This is a genomic window from Butyrivibrio sp. FC2001, assembly GCF_000424125.1.
In the GTDB taxonomy this organism is placed as follows: Bacteria; Bacillota; Clostridia; order Lachnospirales; family Lachnospiraceae; genus Butyrivibrio.
The window spans coordinates 19,147-35,176 of sequence record NZ_KE384136.1; the positions used below are offsets into that span (position 1 = coordinate 19,147).

Sequence of the window (16,030 nt, forward strand, 5' to 3'; positions counted from 1 at the left end):
AGATTGCTGAGCAATAATCCTATGCATACACAATTAAATTTTTCTAAAGATTTTAAGAAAATGCGTCCATTATAGCAGCATTGATTCGGTTTCCGGCATCAAACCCCTTTTCAGAAAAAGCATCGGGGTCATCCGGAGCGCACTCTCCGCAGACATCAACAGCTACGATATTTTCTCCGTAATGTGCCTTCAAAAAGGAAAGGCCTTCCTTAAGCTCTTCAAGGGTCATTTCTCCCTGATCCCAGTTGGTTATAAGTTCATCCCTTGAGAGTACGTCCTTATCCACAGAAATGTAGATGCTTTGAGCCGCATCTTCTGTGGTCTCAAGCATTTGTCGCAAAGACATACAGTCCTCAAAATAGAACACCCTGTCCTTGTACTCCGGATTGTCAGCGTAAGCCTCCTCCATAAGAGCCTTATCCGCGCCAACTATGTACACACGTGAGAGCTCCGAAATGTTTTTAAGGGCGCTCAAAACCCAACATCCGCAGGACAATATCTCTCCGTAGGATGTCCACTTCATATCGGGATGGTGGTCAAATACAACGAGATCAAAGGGCACCGTCGCATTCATAAGTATCCTTGACATGTAGTGGTAGTTTCCATTATCAAAAAATCTAAAGCTTAACTCTCCACTTCCACCCTGCACATTCAAAGTGTTTTCAGAGGCGATGATCCTTTTCCTGATCTCCTCGAAAGCGTAATCGTCACATATACAGTTGGTTCCGCTTATATCCTTTAAATCCACAAAAAGAGAACGAAAGCCTTCTCTTTTACAAAAGTCAAAGCTCTCGTTCTCATAAATTCCCGTAAAATCAAATACCGTTACCTTCATAGTTATCCAGCGATCATATCCTTCAGGTGAAGGAGTGCGTCCTCCTTAATAATGCATTTTCCGGTCTCTTCGATGTGAGTCTGCTCAGCTGAATTCATCATCAGCTCCTCAGCATACTCAAGTCCGCTTCTGCGAAGATCATACACTGCATTCTCTCCGTCAGGCTCAAGAACCAATGTTACGTAGTACAGGTCGTCCTCCTTGTAAAGCTTGGACTCTGTAATAGGAAGACTGTAGGTAACTTTAGCAAATCTTGCAGCAGAACCTAAGTCCTTGAATCTGGCCATGTATCTCTCAGAATTCATAATGGGCTTAGCCATTGCTTCAATCTGAGGATCCTGCTCTTCATCCTGATCATAAATCTGCTCTATGAGTTCTGAAACGTGTCCGATCATCTCATTAAGGGCCTGTCCCTTGTCGGAACCGGTCTTAGCCTTGATGGAGTCAACTCTCTCCTGAGTCATCTCCCTGAGAATAGCCTCTGCTGATCCACGTATTCTGTCTGCTGATTTCTGAATGTCCTCATTGGACATTTTTATGGCGAAGATGCGCACACTTCCATCTACCATCATGTTCTTACTCATCATGAGTACTTCTGTTTCGGGATCATACCCCAGCTGCTCGCCAACTTCCCTGTTCAGCTGCGCCATAAACGGAACTGTTCTCTTCTCTCCATTCATGATTGCTTCAGGGGTGAGGCCGATTTCACGGAGTTCTGATGCAGCAATACTGCATTCAACTGTCGTATTATTCATTTTAACGATTACCATATAGCCTCATCTCCTTTCCATTGAAAAATGAATTGCTATGATTTGATGATTATAACTCATTATGTTAGCACTGTCTAGTGTTGAGTGCTAATTGTCGCAAAATTCACTTTCTCTACTTATATTGTACTATATATTTCGGTCAAAATCACTAATTTTATTACATAATTCATGAACGAATATTTACTAAATATGTTGATGTTAGGTAGTTTACAAGGCACTTTGGATTATTTCCAAAAGCAACACCCCTAACAAGGACTCTCCCCCAAGCGTCCAAATTACGGGTGTTTTCAATGTGCTATAATATGTGGAAGTTCTGCTCTCGGGCAGTGCCCTCGCCAGAACAAAGTAGTACACTAAGCTCGAAAAAACCTACTCTGTATGACATTACACTAGGCTCGATAGAACCTCGCCAAGTGTTCTGCACATCGCTAAGTGATTACTTTTATCTCTTAAGCTGTCTAAGCTCATCGAGAAGTGTATCCGAAACTGTAATTACTCGGCTGTTTGCCTGGAATCCTCTCTGTGTAATGATCATATCGGTGAACTCATTTGAGAGATCAACGTTACTCATTTCCAGAGTTCCTGATGTCATGTAGCCACCGTCATCAGTTACCCACATCACCTGTGCTGGTCCTGAGTTTCCGGTTACCTGATAGAGGTTTTCACCCTCCTTGGAAAGGCCTGTGACATTGGCAAATTCTGCCACTGCAATTCTTCCTGCAACTCTGTTCTGACCATTGCTGTAAAGTCTGGTAATAGTGCCGTCTCTTGCGATAGCAACACCGTTCATGTCACCCTCAGGATAGCCTTCACCTTCACCTTCAATAGTACCTCTGTAGGTTGCAAGTGATGAGCTGCTCATTCCGTTAAGGGGAGCATAGTTTGTGGTACCTGAATAGTCAAGAGTGATACTGCCCGCTGCTGCCGCATCACCGGTAAATGCCAGCTGAACCTGCCCGTTCGCCGCACCGTTTGCTCCGGTGAATTTTCCTGTTGAGGGGTCATAGGTCAGGTTAACAACAGTTCCCGCAGCTACGCCGCCCTCGATGAACTGATGGTTCTCGTCCATGATTCCGGTTATTGAAGCCTGATATGTAGTGTCATTGTCGTCACCGGCATCTGAAAAGGCCATTCTTACTGTATATGTCTTGCCATCAGCTCCGTAGAACTCAAGATCAACCTTTCTTCCGCCATCTGCTGAAAGAAGGGTGTCTGTTCTGCTGATATTACCTGTAACTCTGGCATAGGTCGTAGGCTGGCCTGCCATTTTCTTGATGTTACCTTCGTCATCTATAGGAAGAACCTGGAGTCTGTTGCCGACCCCGGCTGTAAGCTCTCCGCCTACTGCTCCGCCATCATCGCCTTCAGCTGCCGTTCCTCTTACATAGAAGCCATCTGCTCTTGTAACGAGGTAGCCCTGAGCGTCAACAGTAAATGAACCATCTCTTGTATAGTTCATCTCACCTCTCTGGTTCTCAACTACGAAGAAGGAATCACCTGTAATACTAAGATCAAAGACATTATCTGTCTGCTGAATAGATCCCTGTTTTGCGATATTTGTCATGATGGAGGATGTCTTTGCTCCAAGTCCGACCTGTCTGGCATTGGTGCCTGCTCTTACATTTGAGGGGCCTGCTGCCTTTCTCGCATTCTGATACAAAAGATCACCGAAGGTAGTCTTCTGTGCTTTATAGGATGTGGTATTTACATTTGCAACGTTATTTCCGATAACGTCCATCTGTATCTGATGTGTCTTAAGCCCGGCAACACCGGACCACAATGATCTCATCATAATCTCACCGCTTTCATACATAATGAGTCTATACCTACATCTCTTATTTCGGTCATCATGATAAGAATCTTTAGTCTTTTTTAAAAATCCTTTGATCCGTCGTTATTAAACTGTAGCTCCTGATTCTTAATGCTCACCTTGGTTCCCGGAGCGATTGAAGAAGTAAGGAACGCGTTAGAACCAACCACTGAATCATGTCCGATTACAGTCTCTCCGCCGAGGATTGAAGCTCCGGCGTAGATCGTAACGTTATCCTCAATGGTGGGATGTCTCTTAGCTCCCTTAAGAGCCTGTCCGCCCCTTGTTGAAAGTGCACCTATTGTAACGCCCTGATATACCTTAACGTGCTCACCTATTATTGAAGTCTCACCAATAACTATGCCTGTTCCGTGGTCAATCATGAAATATTTTCCAATGGTTGCACCGGGATGGATATCGATTCCCGTTACTGAATGGGCATACTCAGTCATGATACGCGGAATAAGCGGCACCTTCAGAAGATAGAGCTCATGTGCCATACGGTTTATCGCTGTCGCCATAAGTCCCGGATATGAGAGGATGATTTCCTCCTTACTAAATGCAGCCGGGTCTCCCTCGTAGCTGGCCTGGAGGTCAGTGTCTATAAGGGCACGGATGTGCGGGATCTTTTTGAAAAACTCATGGGTGATACATCTTGCACCACAGGTCAGGGTTTCATCAGTTGCATTCTGATAGACCTCGCCATGCCTATAGGCAATAGCAACCTGCTTCTGCATATTGTAAATTACGTCCTCGATTATTACCGCAACTCGGTTTGAATCATTATAGCTTCTGTAAACATTGTCCCTGAAATAGCCGGGATACAAAACTCTCAGCAGCTTTTTTACAATATCAATAACCACATCTCTGTCGGGCTGATTGAAAATGTCCATCTGATCTACATCTCTGCCCTTGTTGTAGTCGTCAATGATCAGATTGACAATGCCCTCTATCTCGTTCCTAAGATTCTGACGCTCTCCGATATCCATAGTCATTTCCCATCCTTTTTTTTATCAGTAAAAACTGTTCCTGCGCTTAATTGGTTTTCACCATCTTTATTGCTGATTTTTTGCCATAAATCTTTTCATCATGCGCAACTCTATATGGAACAATATAATAATAGTACTTCTTTTTTCTTGCAAGCTTCTTGTCGGTGTATTCAAGCTTAAGCTGGTTCTTTACTGTACCAACCTTCTTATAGCCGGTTTTCTTGCTGTTTGATCTGTAAATCTCATAGCCGGATGCGCCTATTGATTTGTTATAAAAAAGCGTAGCCTTCTTCTTTTCAGCCTGAATATCAACCCATGTCACAGTTCCGGGAGCATAGTCCTTAATGGTTGCTCCAAGTGACTTAAGACTCTTCTTATAGCTGCTAAGGTCATCAGCTGATACGTAAAGTGACACATTCTTGGTGGTGCTAACTGTCTTGGTGTAGTCTGAATCCTCAGTGGTGTAGGCAAAAAGCTGAACCCAGTAATGCACTCCATTCACCTTAGTGTGTCCGATCGCGCAGACATTGTAGTTGGTATTCAGCATATTTCTGCGATGTCCCTGCCCTGAGTAGTACTGATTGGTCTCCTGAAAGGCTTCAAATGCCTTCTTTGCTGTCTTATAGCCGTAGGCTATGTTCTCGCCCGCATAGGTGAATTTGTAGCCCTCATCGGACATTGCGGTGAAGCAGGTCTTACCGTTTGGTCTCTCATGACCAAACTTTAAAGCAATCTCAGCAGCTCTTGTCATGGCAACCTTCTCAAGGTTGTAGTCATAAGCAAGCTTGCCGATGCCCTGTGTGTAAACCTTCTGGGTATTTGTTGTGTTCCAGCACCAGGTATCCTTACCTGTTCTGAAATCATTAATCATCTTCTGCATCTCTCTTGCAGATTTCTGGGCGTATTTAACCTTGAATCTGACCTTGGACACAAGGAATCTTGAAGCTGTCTTGGGCTCTGATTCCTCAGACTCTGTGGCCCCGTCAGCTCCCTTTATCATATATGTATATATTCCGCCTTCCTTCATGGCGTCACTGTCCGTATAGGACCTCTCATCCCCTGATACCACAGCGATAAGTTCAAAGGGATCAGCGTTTCTCCTTCTTCTGAAAATCCTGTATTCCTTTGCTCCGCTGGCTGTCTTCCAATATATGGTCAGTCCCTTGTAATCATTTGAGATTTCCTTGATGACAGGCTTCGCTATTTTCTTTTGTACTGCTGTGTTATCAGCCCTGACAACAAGGCTCTCTGACGGCATTAAAACCGGAGATGCTAAGAGCGATACAGAAAGCACCGCTGCAAGAATTCTTTTGCTGCTTAAAAAACAAAACTTTTTCATAAATCCCCCAAAATTTCTATATAAAAATATTCTCCTGGTGCATGTTTTACCAAGCACTTACTATATAATAGCATATTATCTCAGAATCGGAATAAAACATCCGGTTATAGACGCTAATTCAATTATTCAATGTCGCAATAACGATTTATTAAAATATTGAAAAAAAGTTGTTGCTTTTATTTTCGTGGCATGATATTATACCACTTGTCGCCGGGGTGTAGCGCAGTTGGTTAGCGCGCTATCTTAGGGAGGTAGAGGCCGCGAGTTCGAGTCCCGCCACTCCGACTACTGAAGCTGTAAGATTTCTTACAGCTTCTTTTTTTTCATTTCACCCTCTCTATTTGCATATTTATACGTTTTTTTGTTTAGTTTCCAATTTATCCAAATAATAATCCCTATTTCTATATTCAATAGTTGTATCTCGTTTCTCCATAGGTTATTATTTTCATTGTGAAAAAATTTTTGGAGGGACTATATATGACAAAACAAAGAGAATCAAAAAACACAAGTATCATTTTCTTAATTGCTCTTGTACTTAACATCGCACTTATTCCACTGTCAATTTTTATGGCACGTCAAGGAAAGATTTTGGGCATTTGGGCAACGGTTTTAGCTGAGGCTGCAATTTTCATTCCGCTTGTAATCTACCTCAAGATGAAAAATGAGCCTTTTTTCAGCACTCTTGGTTTCCACAAAATCAAGGTTTCAACAGTTTTCCTTACAATCCTGCTTAACATTGTAATTACACCTATCTGGATGTTCGGAAACTTTTTCTCACAGCTTTTTGTACCTAATATAGCCGGCGAGGGAATCACCAACATGGTAGAGTCCTCTGCAGGTGCTGCAATGCTTGTTATTTCCTTATTGCCACCGCTTTTTGAGGAAATGCTTTTCCGCGGCCTGTTATTCAACAAGTACAGAAAGGTATCTACTATCCTTAAGGCAGCCCTTCTTTCAGGTCTGTTTTTCGGACTCATTCACCTGAACCTCAACCAGTTCTGCTACGCATTTTTACTTGGCGTTATTTTCGCATTTGTTAATGTTGCAAGTGGCAGTATTGTTACATCAATGATCCTGCATTTCCTTATAAACGGTTTCAACGTATTAATTCTTTATGCATCCTTACTTGCACAGCAGGTTGCAGACCCTGCAGCAGTTGAAGCTCAGACAGCAGCTTTAAACTCAAAGAGCGCTCAGCTTACAAGAGCAGGTGTTTGCTTTGTACTTGCTATAATTGCTTCATTTATCGCACACAAGATCATGCAGGCTATCGCTAAGAAGGAAGGACATCTTGAAGAGTACAATTCTATCTTCAAGAAAAATGAGTCCAAGGAGACAGCTCATATTTTCCGTACTTCACCTGCAATCCTTTCAACAGTCATCGGATTCGCATTCGTTATATACCTCTCCTTCTTTATGACAGGAGTATTCTAAAGAGCGGTTTAAAACCACATAATGCAGAAGCGATTATTTAATATAGTGAACGGCAACTTTTGTTTGTCGTTCACTATATTTTTTTGGTAATATTGAGGTTATGAATACTGCAGATAAAAAACATTTAAACATTGGAATATATGCCCACGTTGACGCCGGTAAGACCACCCTTTCAGAGGCACTTTTGTACCTCGCAGGTGTTGTCAGAAAATCCGGCCGCGTGGATCACGGTGATACCTTCTTCGATACTTATGATTTAGAGAGAAAAAGAGGCATCACCATTTTTTCTAAGCAGGCTGAGCTTGACCTGACAGAAAATACCCACATCACCCTTCTGGATACTCCGGGACACGCTGATTTTGCGCCCGAAACAGAGCGCACCATGAAGGTTCTTGATCTGGCTATTTTGATAATAAGCGCAGCCGACGGCGTAACCTCACAGGTTCAGACTCTGTGGAAGCTTCTTGAGCACTATGAGGTTCCGATTTTCATATTTGTAAACAAGATGGACCAGAACCAGGCAGATAAAACTGCTCTCCTCTCAGATATTCAGAAGAGGCTTTCTGCCCACGCCCTTGATTTTTCAGAGACTATTATAAGTAATGTGGGAAGAGGTGATTCCGGTTTATATTCAGAAGCTGATGCCTCTCTTAATGAGGACTTCCTTGGAAATGACGAATTTCAGGAGGAGCTTGCTGTCTGCGATGACGAGCTTTTAAATGCTTATCTCGAGGATGGCAGAAAGGTTGTAGTTTCAGATATTCAGAGCCTCATATCCACCAGAAGGCTATTCCCCTGTCTCTTTGGAAGTGCTCTTAAAATGGAGGGCGTAAAGGAGCTTATGTTCCTTATTGATTTCTTTTCAAAGGCGCCTGTCTATCCGGAGGACTTCGCAGCAAGAGTCTACAAGATATCAAGAGATTCCGGTGGAACAAGGCTCTCTTGGCTTAAGATCATGGGCGGCACCTTGCACGTAAGAGACATACTGTCCATGCCTGTAGCCGGCTCCCACTCAGGTGCTAAGAGCAGCGCAACCGATAATAGTACATCAGAAAAGGTTGATCAGATCCGTGTATACTCCGGAGATAAATACGAGCTTTTACAGGAGGCTAAGGCAGGCCAGATTGTGGCCGTAACAGGCCTTGATTCCTCCTATGCAGGTCAGGGACTTGGCGCACTTACAGGTGAGCTCACAGAGGTACTTGCTCCTATCCTCTCCTCCAGAATCATACTTCCTGAGGGTGCGGATCCTTTTACCGTGTATAAGCAGCTCCTGGAATTATCCGAGGAGGAGCCTCTTCTTGATGTAAAAAAGGATGACGTCACAGGCGATCTGTCCATTCAGGTTATGGGCGAGGTTCAGATGGAGATTCTAAAGCACCGCTGCATTGAGCGCTACGGTCTTGAAATAGGCTTTGGCCCCGGAAGTATTGTTTATAAGGAAACCATCAAGGCTCCCGTTGAGGGCGTTGGACATTTTGAGCCCTTAAGACATTATGCAGAGGCTCATCTTCTGCTTACTCCCACAGAGCCCGGAAGTGGTCTGTCCTTTGATGCGGACTGCCCTGTGGATGACCTTGCGGTCAACTGGCAGAATCTTATCCTGTCACACCTTGAGGAGTTTAAGATAAGAGGCGTTCTCACAGGCTCTGAAATAACAGATATGAGAATAACCGTCATAGGCGGAAGGTCACATCTTAAGCACACTGAGGGAGGCGATTTCAGAGAGGCTACCATGCGCGCTGTCCGTCAGGGACTTATGATGGCAGAGAATATTTTGCTTGAGCCCGTCTATGATTTTGTAATTGAGCTCCCTACTGAATCCGTGGGCCGCGCCATAAGTGATATACAGAAAATGAGCGGAACCACCAATCCTCCGGACCTTATGTCCGATGGAATCTCAGTTTTAACAGGCTCTGTGCCCGCTTCTGAGCTTCATGATTATGCCGCTGAGCTATTGTCCTACACACATGGTCAGGGCCGCCTTAATCTGTCTCTTCACGGCTATGAGCCCTGCCACAACGCAGAGGCTATCATAGAGGAGAAGGCCTACGATCCGGAGCGCGACATAGAACAGCCCACAGGAAGCGTATTCTGCTCCCACGGCGCAGGAACCGTCATTCCCTGGGATGAAGTAAGAAGCCATATGCACGTTGATACAGGCTGGACGCCGGATGGCGAAGGAAACTCCTCCGCTTCAGATACTGACCTTACCAGAATGGGTGATGCCCTTAAAAGCTTTAAATCGGATGATCTTAGAAAAGAAGCTGAGCTTACCTATGAGGAGCGAACGAAGGCTTACAACGCTACCATTCAGGAGCTGGACAGCATTTTCGAGCGGACCTATGGACCTGTAAAGCCCCGCTACGACGCCAAAGCGGATGAAGAAAGAAAAAGAAAAGCCGCAAACAAAGCCCCGGAAAAGAAGTACCGCGCAAAGGAGTACTCTCCCGATGATTCATATCTTCTTGTTGACGGCTACAACATCATATACGCGAACGACGAACTTCGTGCCCTTGCTGATAGTGACATGAAGTCCGCCCGTGATAAGCTTATGGATATTTTGTCCAATTTTCAGGGTTACAGAAGAGAAACTGTCATCCTGGTGTTTGATGCTTACAGAGTTCCCGGTGGAACCGAGCATGTATTAAAATACCACAACCTCGACGTGGTATTCACAAAGGAAGCCGAAACAGCAGACCAGTACATTGAGCGCACTGCCCACAAGTACAGCAGGAAAAATCGCGTGACAGTTGCTACCTCTGATGCCATAGAGCAGGTAATCATCTACGGTGCCGGAGCCATGCGAATGTCTGCCTCCGACTTCTGGTATGAAATAAAGAGAACCGAGGATGAAATACGCGACAGGTTGTCCCAGACTTTTGGATGAATAAATCAGCTTTCTTTTTAATCCGTAACCTGGTTCTTACCTGCTGCCTTTGAATGGTAGAGATTGTCATCTGCCATTTTTAATACATCATCATTACCGGTTCCGGTGGCAACACCTACACTTAACGTAATCACAAGACCCGGTGCAAATTCCCAGTTCTGAAGGGCCATGACCTTTCTAAGCCTCTCGCCCACGCTGGAGGTATAAGGTATGGCCTTTTTATCTAGTATGATCGCAAACTCCTCACCACCATATCGGTAGCAATGAACATCTGCCGTGATCTCTCTTTGCATTAGCTGTCCAAGACGCCCAAGAACTATATCACCGTTCTGATGTCCGTAGGTATCGTTTATCTGCTTGAAATCATCAATATCTATCATTATTACGCCGTAGATATCATTCCTGCGCTTTGCACGCTGTAGACCATGATTGAAGTTTTTCCTGTTGAGAAGCCCCGTCAGGCCATCAAATCTGCTGTTAAAGATGATGACTGCAAGGATGATAAACACTACTATTACAACGAGAATTGACAGGATGATAAGCCTTGTTCTTTTGTAGACCTGGGACTCCATAATCTCAGCCTTGTTCATCTCCAGTTTGGAATCTTCCACCATATTGTCAATAACGTTGGCATAGGCGACATTCTGATTATCAAAAAGCTTGGTATAAAGTCTGTTGACTATGGCATACATCTCGCTTCTGATATTTTCATCAGTGGGTGGATATTTTTTCTGAAGCTCTAATATTGTGCTAAGCTCAGCCTTTTCATAGCCATTTTCCTCGCAAAGCTTCATAAAATCCTCAATAGCATCAGCAACCTCGTGTTCCTTCTTTGAAAACTCCTCGCCATCAAAATTATCAGCGCCCTCAAATATCTCAGCCGCCTGAAGCAGGGACTTTGCCTGATAGAACGGAATAATCAGATCGCGGAGCATGATCTGTCTGTATACGTCCGTTGTAAACATAACATGGCCTTCCCATTTGTCCAGCTTCTCTCTGCACTCATCGTAGCGACCGGTCTCCACGTAAACCTTGGCAAGCCATACATCGTTGATTGCTGTATATGCCTCTTCATAGACGCCTGTATGGGACATATCAACCAGCTCCTGAGCCTTATCAAGAAACTCTTCAGCAGTTTCGTAATCCTCGGACTGGATTTTCATTATTCCAAGCATTCTGAAGGCGTAGCTTCTTATCTGCAGATCCTCAATGTCATCAAATCTCTTGATAGACTCTGCCTTATGTATCATGCTCTGAGCCGAATTAACTGTGTAGTTGTTCAGGAAAAAGTTAGCGAGATCGAGATAGATATTTATCGTGTAGTCCGTATCCTCACTTCGCTCAAGATAATAAAGCGCATAGCCAAGGTTCCTGTAGTAGGTCATGGTTTCGCCCTTTTGCATATAAATAAGACTAAGCCTTTCATAGAGTCGGCCACGGTCTGCGTTAGTAAGATTCTTCTTCGTGGTCCATTCGCTGATTTCCTCTATTTCAGCATCCATAGTATCCCAGCTGAAAAGAAGATCCTGCTGGATAACCGCCTGAACTTTCTCATGATTGGCTTTTTTCTCCAAATAGCAGCAAACATCATAAAGAAACTGGGCAAGTACCAGTCCAGCCATGAAAATGATAATACCTATGAATAATTTTTTAATCGCTGATTTATTCATCCTTTTGGCATATCTCATGCATTGTTTATCGCTACACATTATTATAAGTAATAATTATTAAAATTTCGTTTCTTAAATATAGTATTTTTAGAAATAAAAATCCCCGAAGCCGTAAGCTCCGGGGATAATAAATGATTATTTTCGCTTATGCATTGTGCTCTAAGAGATAGTCATTCAATGCATCTGTGATCTCCTCACCGTCAATGCCGTGTACTGCACATGCATCTGAAAGTGATTCCATCTGTGAAGCAGGGCAATGGATACAACCCATTCCGCACTCCATAAGAAACTGTGCTGCAAGAGGGTGCTTTGAAATGATATCACCTACAAGCATATCTGCACTAATGATCTGTTCGCTCATACTTACCTCCTAAAAAATCAAGTATTAACTGTCTAAAAGAAAATGTCGCTACGACACTATTTTTGTCAGATACTGAATTTTAGCAAGAATAAATTCTTTTGGCAAGAGAAAATTCATTGTACAAAATATATTTTTCTTATGGCTGGCTATCACTATTTAATCTGATAGAGGTACTCTGTGTTGTAGGTAAGGACGTAAAGCTGATCACCCTGCTTAATAAAGTATGATGGTGCTGACGCTACCTTGATCTGCTTCTGGGTCTTACCGTTAGTACGGTTAATTATGTAGATATAATCCGGTTCATCCGTAAAGCCATATCCGCAGATAATGCTGTCTTGCTCGATCAGGAAATTGTTTGAACCGCAGACAAGGTCATCACTTTTCCATACTGTTTCTCCGGAGATGGTATCAATAGCCACAATGTAGGCCTTGTGCGGATTTGCAGCAGCATAGGTAAAATGGCCGATTGATACATATAGTATTCCATTATCCAGCGCCGCATATAGGATGTAGGGCTCTGTAAAGTCCGCAAACATGCCCTGTCCCTGATCCGGTGCATCTATAAATTCATCAAAGAAATAATTACCATTAAGGGTCTGATTCGCTTCATCCATTACCGTAAGACTAAGTGTACCTTCATCCGCCTCATTGACAACGCTATAGCTATAGGTTCCGTCATTATAGGGAAGTCCCTCAGGAAGTGGAATTCCCATCTTGCCGGACCAGGCATCCTCATCGAGCCAATCTGTTTTATTGTGGCTTATCTCTTTTAGTTCTACGGAAGGTGTTCCGACAGATGTATCGATTCCGTCAGCGACCCATGCAGTCCATCCGGGATTTTTCACAACCGCATGATACCACCAGTCCTCGCCTTCACCCTCATCACCTCCATCACTTTCAGCGGAGTCGCCCGCATTAATGGTAATTCCGGCATCAATGATGGCTGTATCTGCATCCTTTAATTCTTTTGCCACATCGGAGATCTCAGGAACGCTGTCCTTCTCATAGTTTTGGAAGGTATCTGTAAAAAGCTCAGGATGGTCGAACCAGGAGATTTTCACATAGCGGGATCCTGCAGCATAGCTGCCCATTGCATAATCCTCAAAGTACAGCCATACACCATCATATCCAATAGCCCAGCAAAGACCTTTCGCATCGTCCTTAAGTCGTCCGGGCATGCCCTCAATGAAGCTCTCTTTGTCCATGCATTCGTCGAGGTCATCATTTTGCTTTATTAGCTCATCCTCAACAATCTGGGCAAAATCATCGGACACCTTCATGACATCGTCAAACTTTATTTCTTTTCCTGTAACAGGGTCAATGTTGTAATTGGTGTAATCGTTATAGCCATGGGCTCCTGCCAGAAATGTATAGTTTGAAACAACAAAAGAAAATACTCTTCCATCAGACCTTATGGGATACAGATCATGATCGTATTCATATGCCAGTCCCCAGCCACTTTCAAATATTTCCTTAAGCTCCTCAATGGAGGAATTGAGGCTTTCGTTCAGATCCGCTTCTCCCTTGCTGTTGAATTCGTCCAGGGACTTCTGGAGTCCGGAGAATTTGTCCTTATCACTTTTGTCAAGAGTGATGCTGTAATAATATCCGGAACCCATCTCTGTCTCCCCGGCCATAAGCTGTACGGGATTCTTCTGGTATGAGAATTCTATTGGGGAAGATAAGTCAGCTTCTGAAATTTCGACGGAATCGGAAGTATTGCTGTTATCTGCTTCAGCTTGTGTGCCTTCATCGTTTTTTGTGCCATCTGCTTCATTTTGGGTGCCGTCTGCTTCAGCTGATTTTCCCTGGGCGGATGCATCATCCTTGTTTTCAGTAGTTTGTACAGCCTTGGTTTTTCCTTCTCCTACTGAGTTAGCGGAAGCATCATCCTTTTTCCCGGCTCCTGCACAGCCGGCTGATAAGACCATCGCACAGATCAGTATGATAGCTATGGCTTTTTTATATAACCTGTTTCTCCTATGCATTTTTGTCCCCCTCAATTCTATTCAACTAATCATTTATACCTCTTCTACATAGTTCACATACTCAAGTTCATTGAATATCTGAAGTATCTCGTCGTGAGATCTCTTCCTGTCGAGCTCCATGTCTATAAGAAGCGCGCAGTCTGAGGATCTTAAGGTCTTGTCCTTGCTCTTGGTAAGGCTGGTAATCACAATGCCTTCATCCGAGATAACCTTGGAGAGCTTGGTCACACCGTGGTTCTTGTTCACCTCGATGTATATACTCATATACAGGCTGTGCTCCTCAACCTTTTTGCTGGCATGAAGAAGAACCATATTGGAAAAGGCTATAAGTAAAAAGCATGTAAGACCAACTACCAGATAACCACCACCTATGGCCATACCCATACAGGAGGTAACCCACAGGGATGCTGCAGTTGACAGGCCCTTGATCTGCTTCTTACCGGTGACAAGGATGGTACCTGCACCAAGGAAGCCGATTCCACTTACTACGCCGGCAGGAATACGGCTGACATCAGCATTAAGCCCCGGGAACATAGCAAGATAAATATTTAGAGCAGTTGCTACAGCTGAACCAAGACTTACAAGAGCGAAGGTCTTGATACCTGCACTGTGATGCCTTATAAGACGCTCCCACCCCACTATACTTCCAAGAATAGTAGCAAGGATCAGTCTGAAGGCCACAGCGCCATCAGCAGTACTCTGCAGATAATCTATGATAACGCCAATACTCATATAACATTCTCCATTCTTTACGCTTTTGTATTTCATCTTCCGACTCTGTCATATGGATTATATTAATGTTACAAACAAACCGGCATATCCGAAAAGAGGAAGACGCAATATTTTAGAAGAAATTTATAAAGCGTAAAGAGTGTTATCCTCAAAGTTAAGGTGTACTTCTTCTCCTACCTTATAAATCTTCTTATTCTTCGGATTGTACTCCTGGATCTTAACAATGCTCTCACCAACTCTGATGTGATAGTCCTGATAAGCTCCCATGAAGCATGAGTAATCAACCACACCCTTTACAGCGCCGCTGTCCGCAAGAGTTGCGCCTTCAGGACGAAGAACCATGTCACAAGCAGCACCTACAGCAAGGTTTCCTGTTGCACACTTTAAGGAGTGTCCGTTTATCTCAACCTGATCCTGTCCTGTAACCTTAGCCTTAAGGAAGTTACACTCACCGATAAAGTCAGCAACGAACCTGCTCTTCGGATAGTAATATGCTTCCTGAGGCGATGCCACCTGCTCAACTATACCCTTGTTCATGATGATGACCTTATCTGAAATAGCCATAGCCTCAGACTGATCATGTGTTACATAAACCGCTGTGATTCCTGCTTCCTGCTGGATACGTCTGATCTCAGTTCTCATGGAAACGCGAAGCTTTGCATCAAGGTTTGAAAGGGGCTCATCGAAAAGAAGAACGCCGGGCTCGATTACAAGAGCTCTTGCAAGAGCTACTCTCTGCTGCTGTCCACCGGAGAGCTGGTTTGTCATACGATTTTCCATACCCTCAAGTCCTACCAGGGCAAGGATATCTGTTACCTTTTTCCTGATTGTAGCTGTATCCATCTTGCGAAGCTTAAGTCCGTATGCAACGTTATCAAAAATGTTGTAGTGAGGAAGAAGCGCATAGCTCTGGAAAACCATCGCTGTATCACGCTTATTGGGTGTAAGTGCATTTATCGGCTCACCGCCAAGATAAATCTCACCCTCATCCGGTGACTCAAAGCCTGCTATCATACGAAGTGTTGTTGTTTTACCACATCCGGAAGGACCAAGCAGTGTTACAAAGCTCCCGGGTTCGATCTCAAGGTTCTGATCCTTAACAGCATAAAAATCTTTACCTGTCTTGTGATCCTTATATATTTTTGAAATATGCTCAAGGCGTACGCCCTTTTTCTCTTTTGCCATTTTTTATACTCCATTCTGCCGTATCAA

General features: G+C 43.9%; 12 protein-coding genes and 1 tRNA gene. 3 read left to right on the forward strand and 10 right to left on the reverse strand.

Annotation, left to right across the window (positions count from 1 at the left end; genetic code table 11):
* Positions 1–52: 52 nt before the first annotated feature.
* The 5 genes from G601_RS0120800 to G601_RS25530 all read right to left on the reverse strand — a co-directional run bounded on the left by G601_RS0120800 (position 53) and on the right by G601_RS25530 (position 5,743).
* Positions 53–835: an arginase family protein gene (locus tag G601_RS0120800; protein WP_026666482.1), complete on the reverse strand. Its 783-nt coding sequence runs from the start codon at positions 833–835 to the stop codon at positions 53–55.
* Positions 836–837: 2 nt separating this feature from the next.
* Positions 838–1,605: an adaptor protein MecA gene (locus G601_RS0120805; RefSeq protein ID WP_026493749.1), complete on the reverse strand. Its 768-nt coding sequence runs from the start codon at positions 1,603–1,605 to the stop codon at positions 838–840.
* Positions 1,606–2,047: 442 nt separating this feature from the next.
* A complete protein-coding gene (locus G601_RS25525) occupies positions 2,048–3,397 on the reverse strand; it encodes a flagellar hook protein FlgE (protein ID WP_196808938.1) in 1,350 nt (449 codons plus the stop codon).
* A gap of 80 nt (positions 3,398–3,477) precedes the next feature.
* Complete coding sequence (locus G601_RS0120815) at positions 3,478–4,404, reverse strand: serine O-acetyltransferase (RefSeq protein WP_026666483.1); 927 nt, start codon at positions 4,402–4,404, stop codon at positions 3,478–3,480.
* A 46-nt stretch (positions 4,405–4,450) separates the two neighbouring features.
* Positions 4,451–5,743: a CAP domain-containing protein gene (locus G601_RS25530; protein ID WP_051201203.1), complete on the reverse strand. Its 1,293-nt coding sequence runs from the start codon at positions 5,741–5,743 to the stop codon at positions 4,451–4,453.
* A 211-nt stretch (positions 5,744–5,954) separates the two neighbouring features.
* Here G601_RS25530 and G601_RS0120825 point away from each other — a divergent pair.
* The 3 genes from G601_RS0120825 (at position 5,955) to G601_RS24455 (ending at position 10,067) form a co-directional block, all read left to right on the forward strand.
* Positions 5,955–6,028 (forward strand) — tRNA-Pro (locus G601_RS0120825).
* 192 nt (positions 6,029–6,220) lie between these two features.
* Positions 6,221–7,177, forward strand: a complete 957-nt coding sequence (locus tag G601_RS0120830) for a CPBP family intramembrane glutamic endopeptidase (protein ID WP_026493751.1) — start codon at positions 6,221–6,223, stop codon at positions 7,175–7,177.
* 100 nt (positions 7,178–7,277) lie between these two features.
* Positions 7,278–10,067, forward strand: coding sequence for a translation factor GTPase family protein (locus tag G601_RS24455; RefSeq protein WP_035791278.1), 2,790 nt, complete (start codon positions 7,278–7,280; stop codon positions 10,065–10,067).
* 17 nt (positions 10,068–10,084) lie between these two features.
* Here the strand turns inward: G601_RS24455 and G601_RS25535 are convergent, their stop codons facing one another.
* From G601_RS25535 to G601_RS0120860, 5 genes are all read right to left on the reverse strand, one after another.
* Positions 10,085–11,689, reverse strand: a complete 1,605-nt coding sequence (locus tag G601_RS25535; protein ID WP_207638080.1) for a GGDEF domain-containing protein — start codon at positions 11,687–11,689, stop codon at positions 10,085–10,087.
* Positions 11,690–11,882: 193 nt separating this feature from the next.
* Positions 11,883–12,098 (reverse strand): DUF1858 domain-containing protein, encoded by a 216-nt coding sequence (locus G601_RS0120845; protein WP_026493753.1) that lies wholly within the window; start codon positions 12,096–12,098, stop codon positions 11,883–11,885.
* Between the two features lie 152 nt (positions 12,099–12,250).
* Positions 12,251–14,086, reverse strand: a complete 1,836-nt coding sequence (locus G601_RS25540) for a DUF3298 and DUF4163 domain-containing protein (protein WP_051206131.1) — start codon at positions 14,084–14,086, stop codon at positions 12,251–12,253.
* A gap of 33 nt (positions 14,087–14,119) precedes the next feature.
* The gene (locus tag G601_RS0120855) at positions 14,120–14,818 is read right to left on the reverse strand and encodes an MgtC/SapB family protein (RefSeq protein ID WP_026493754.1); all 699 of its coding nucleotides are present in this window, start codon (positions 14,816–14,818) and stop codon (positions 14,120–14,122) included.
* A 123-nt stretch (positions 14,819–14,941) separates the two neighbouring features.
* Entirely contained in the window at positions 14,942–16,003 is a 1,062-nt protein-coding gene (locus G601_RS0120860; protein WP_026493755.1) for an ABC transporter ATP-binding protein, read from the reverse strand.
* Positions 16,004–16,030: the final 27 nt, after the last annotated feature.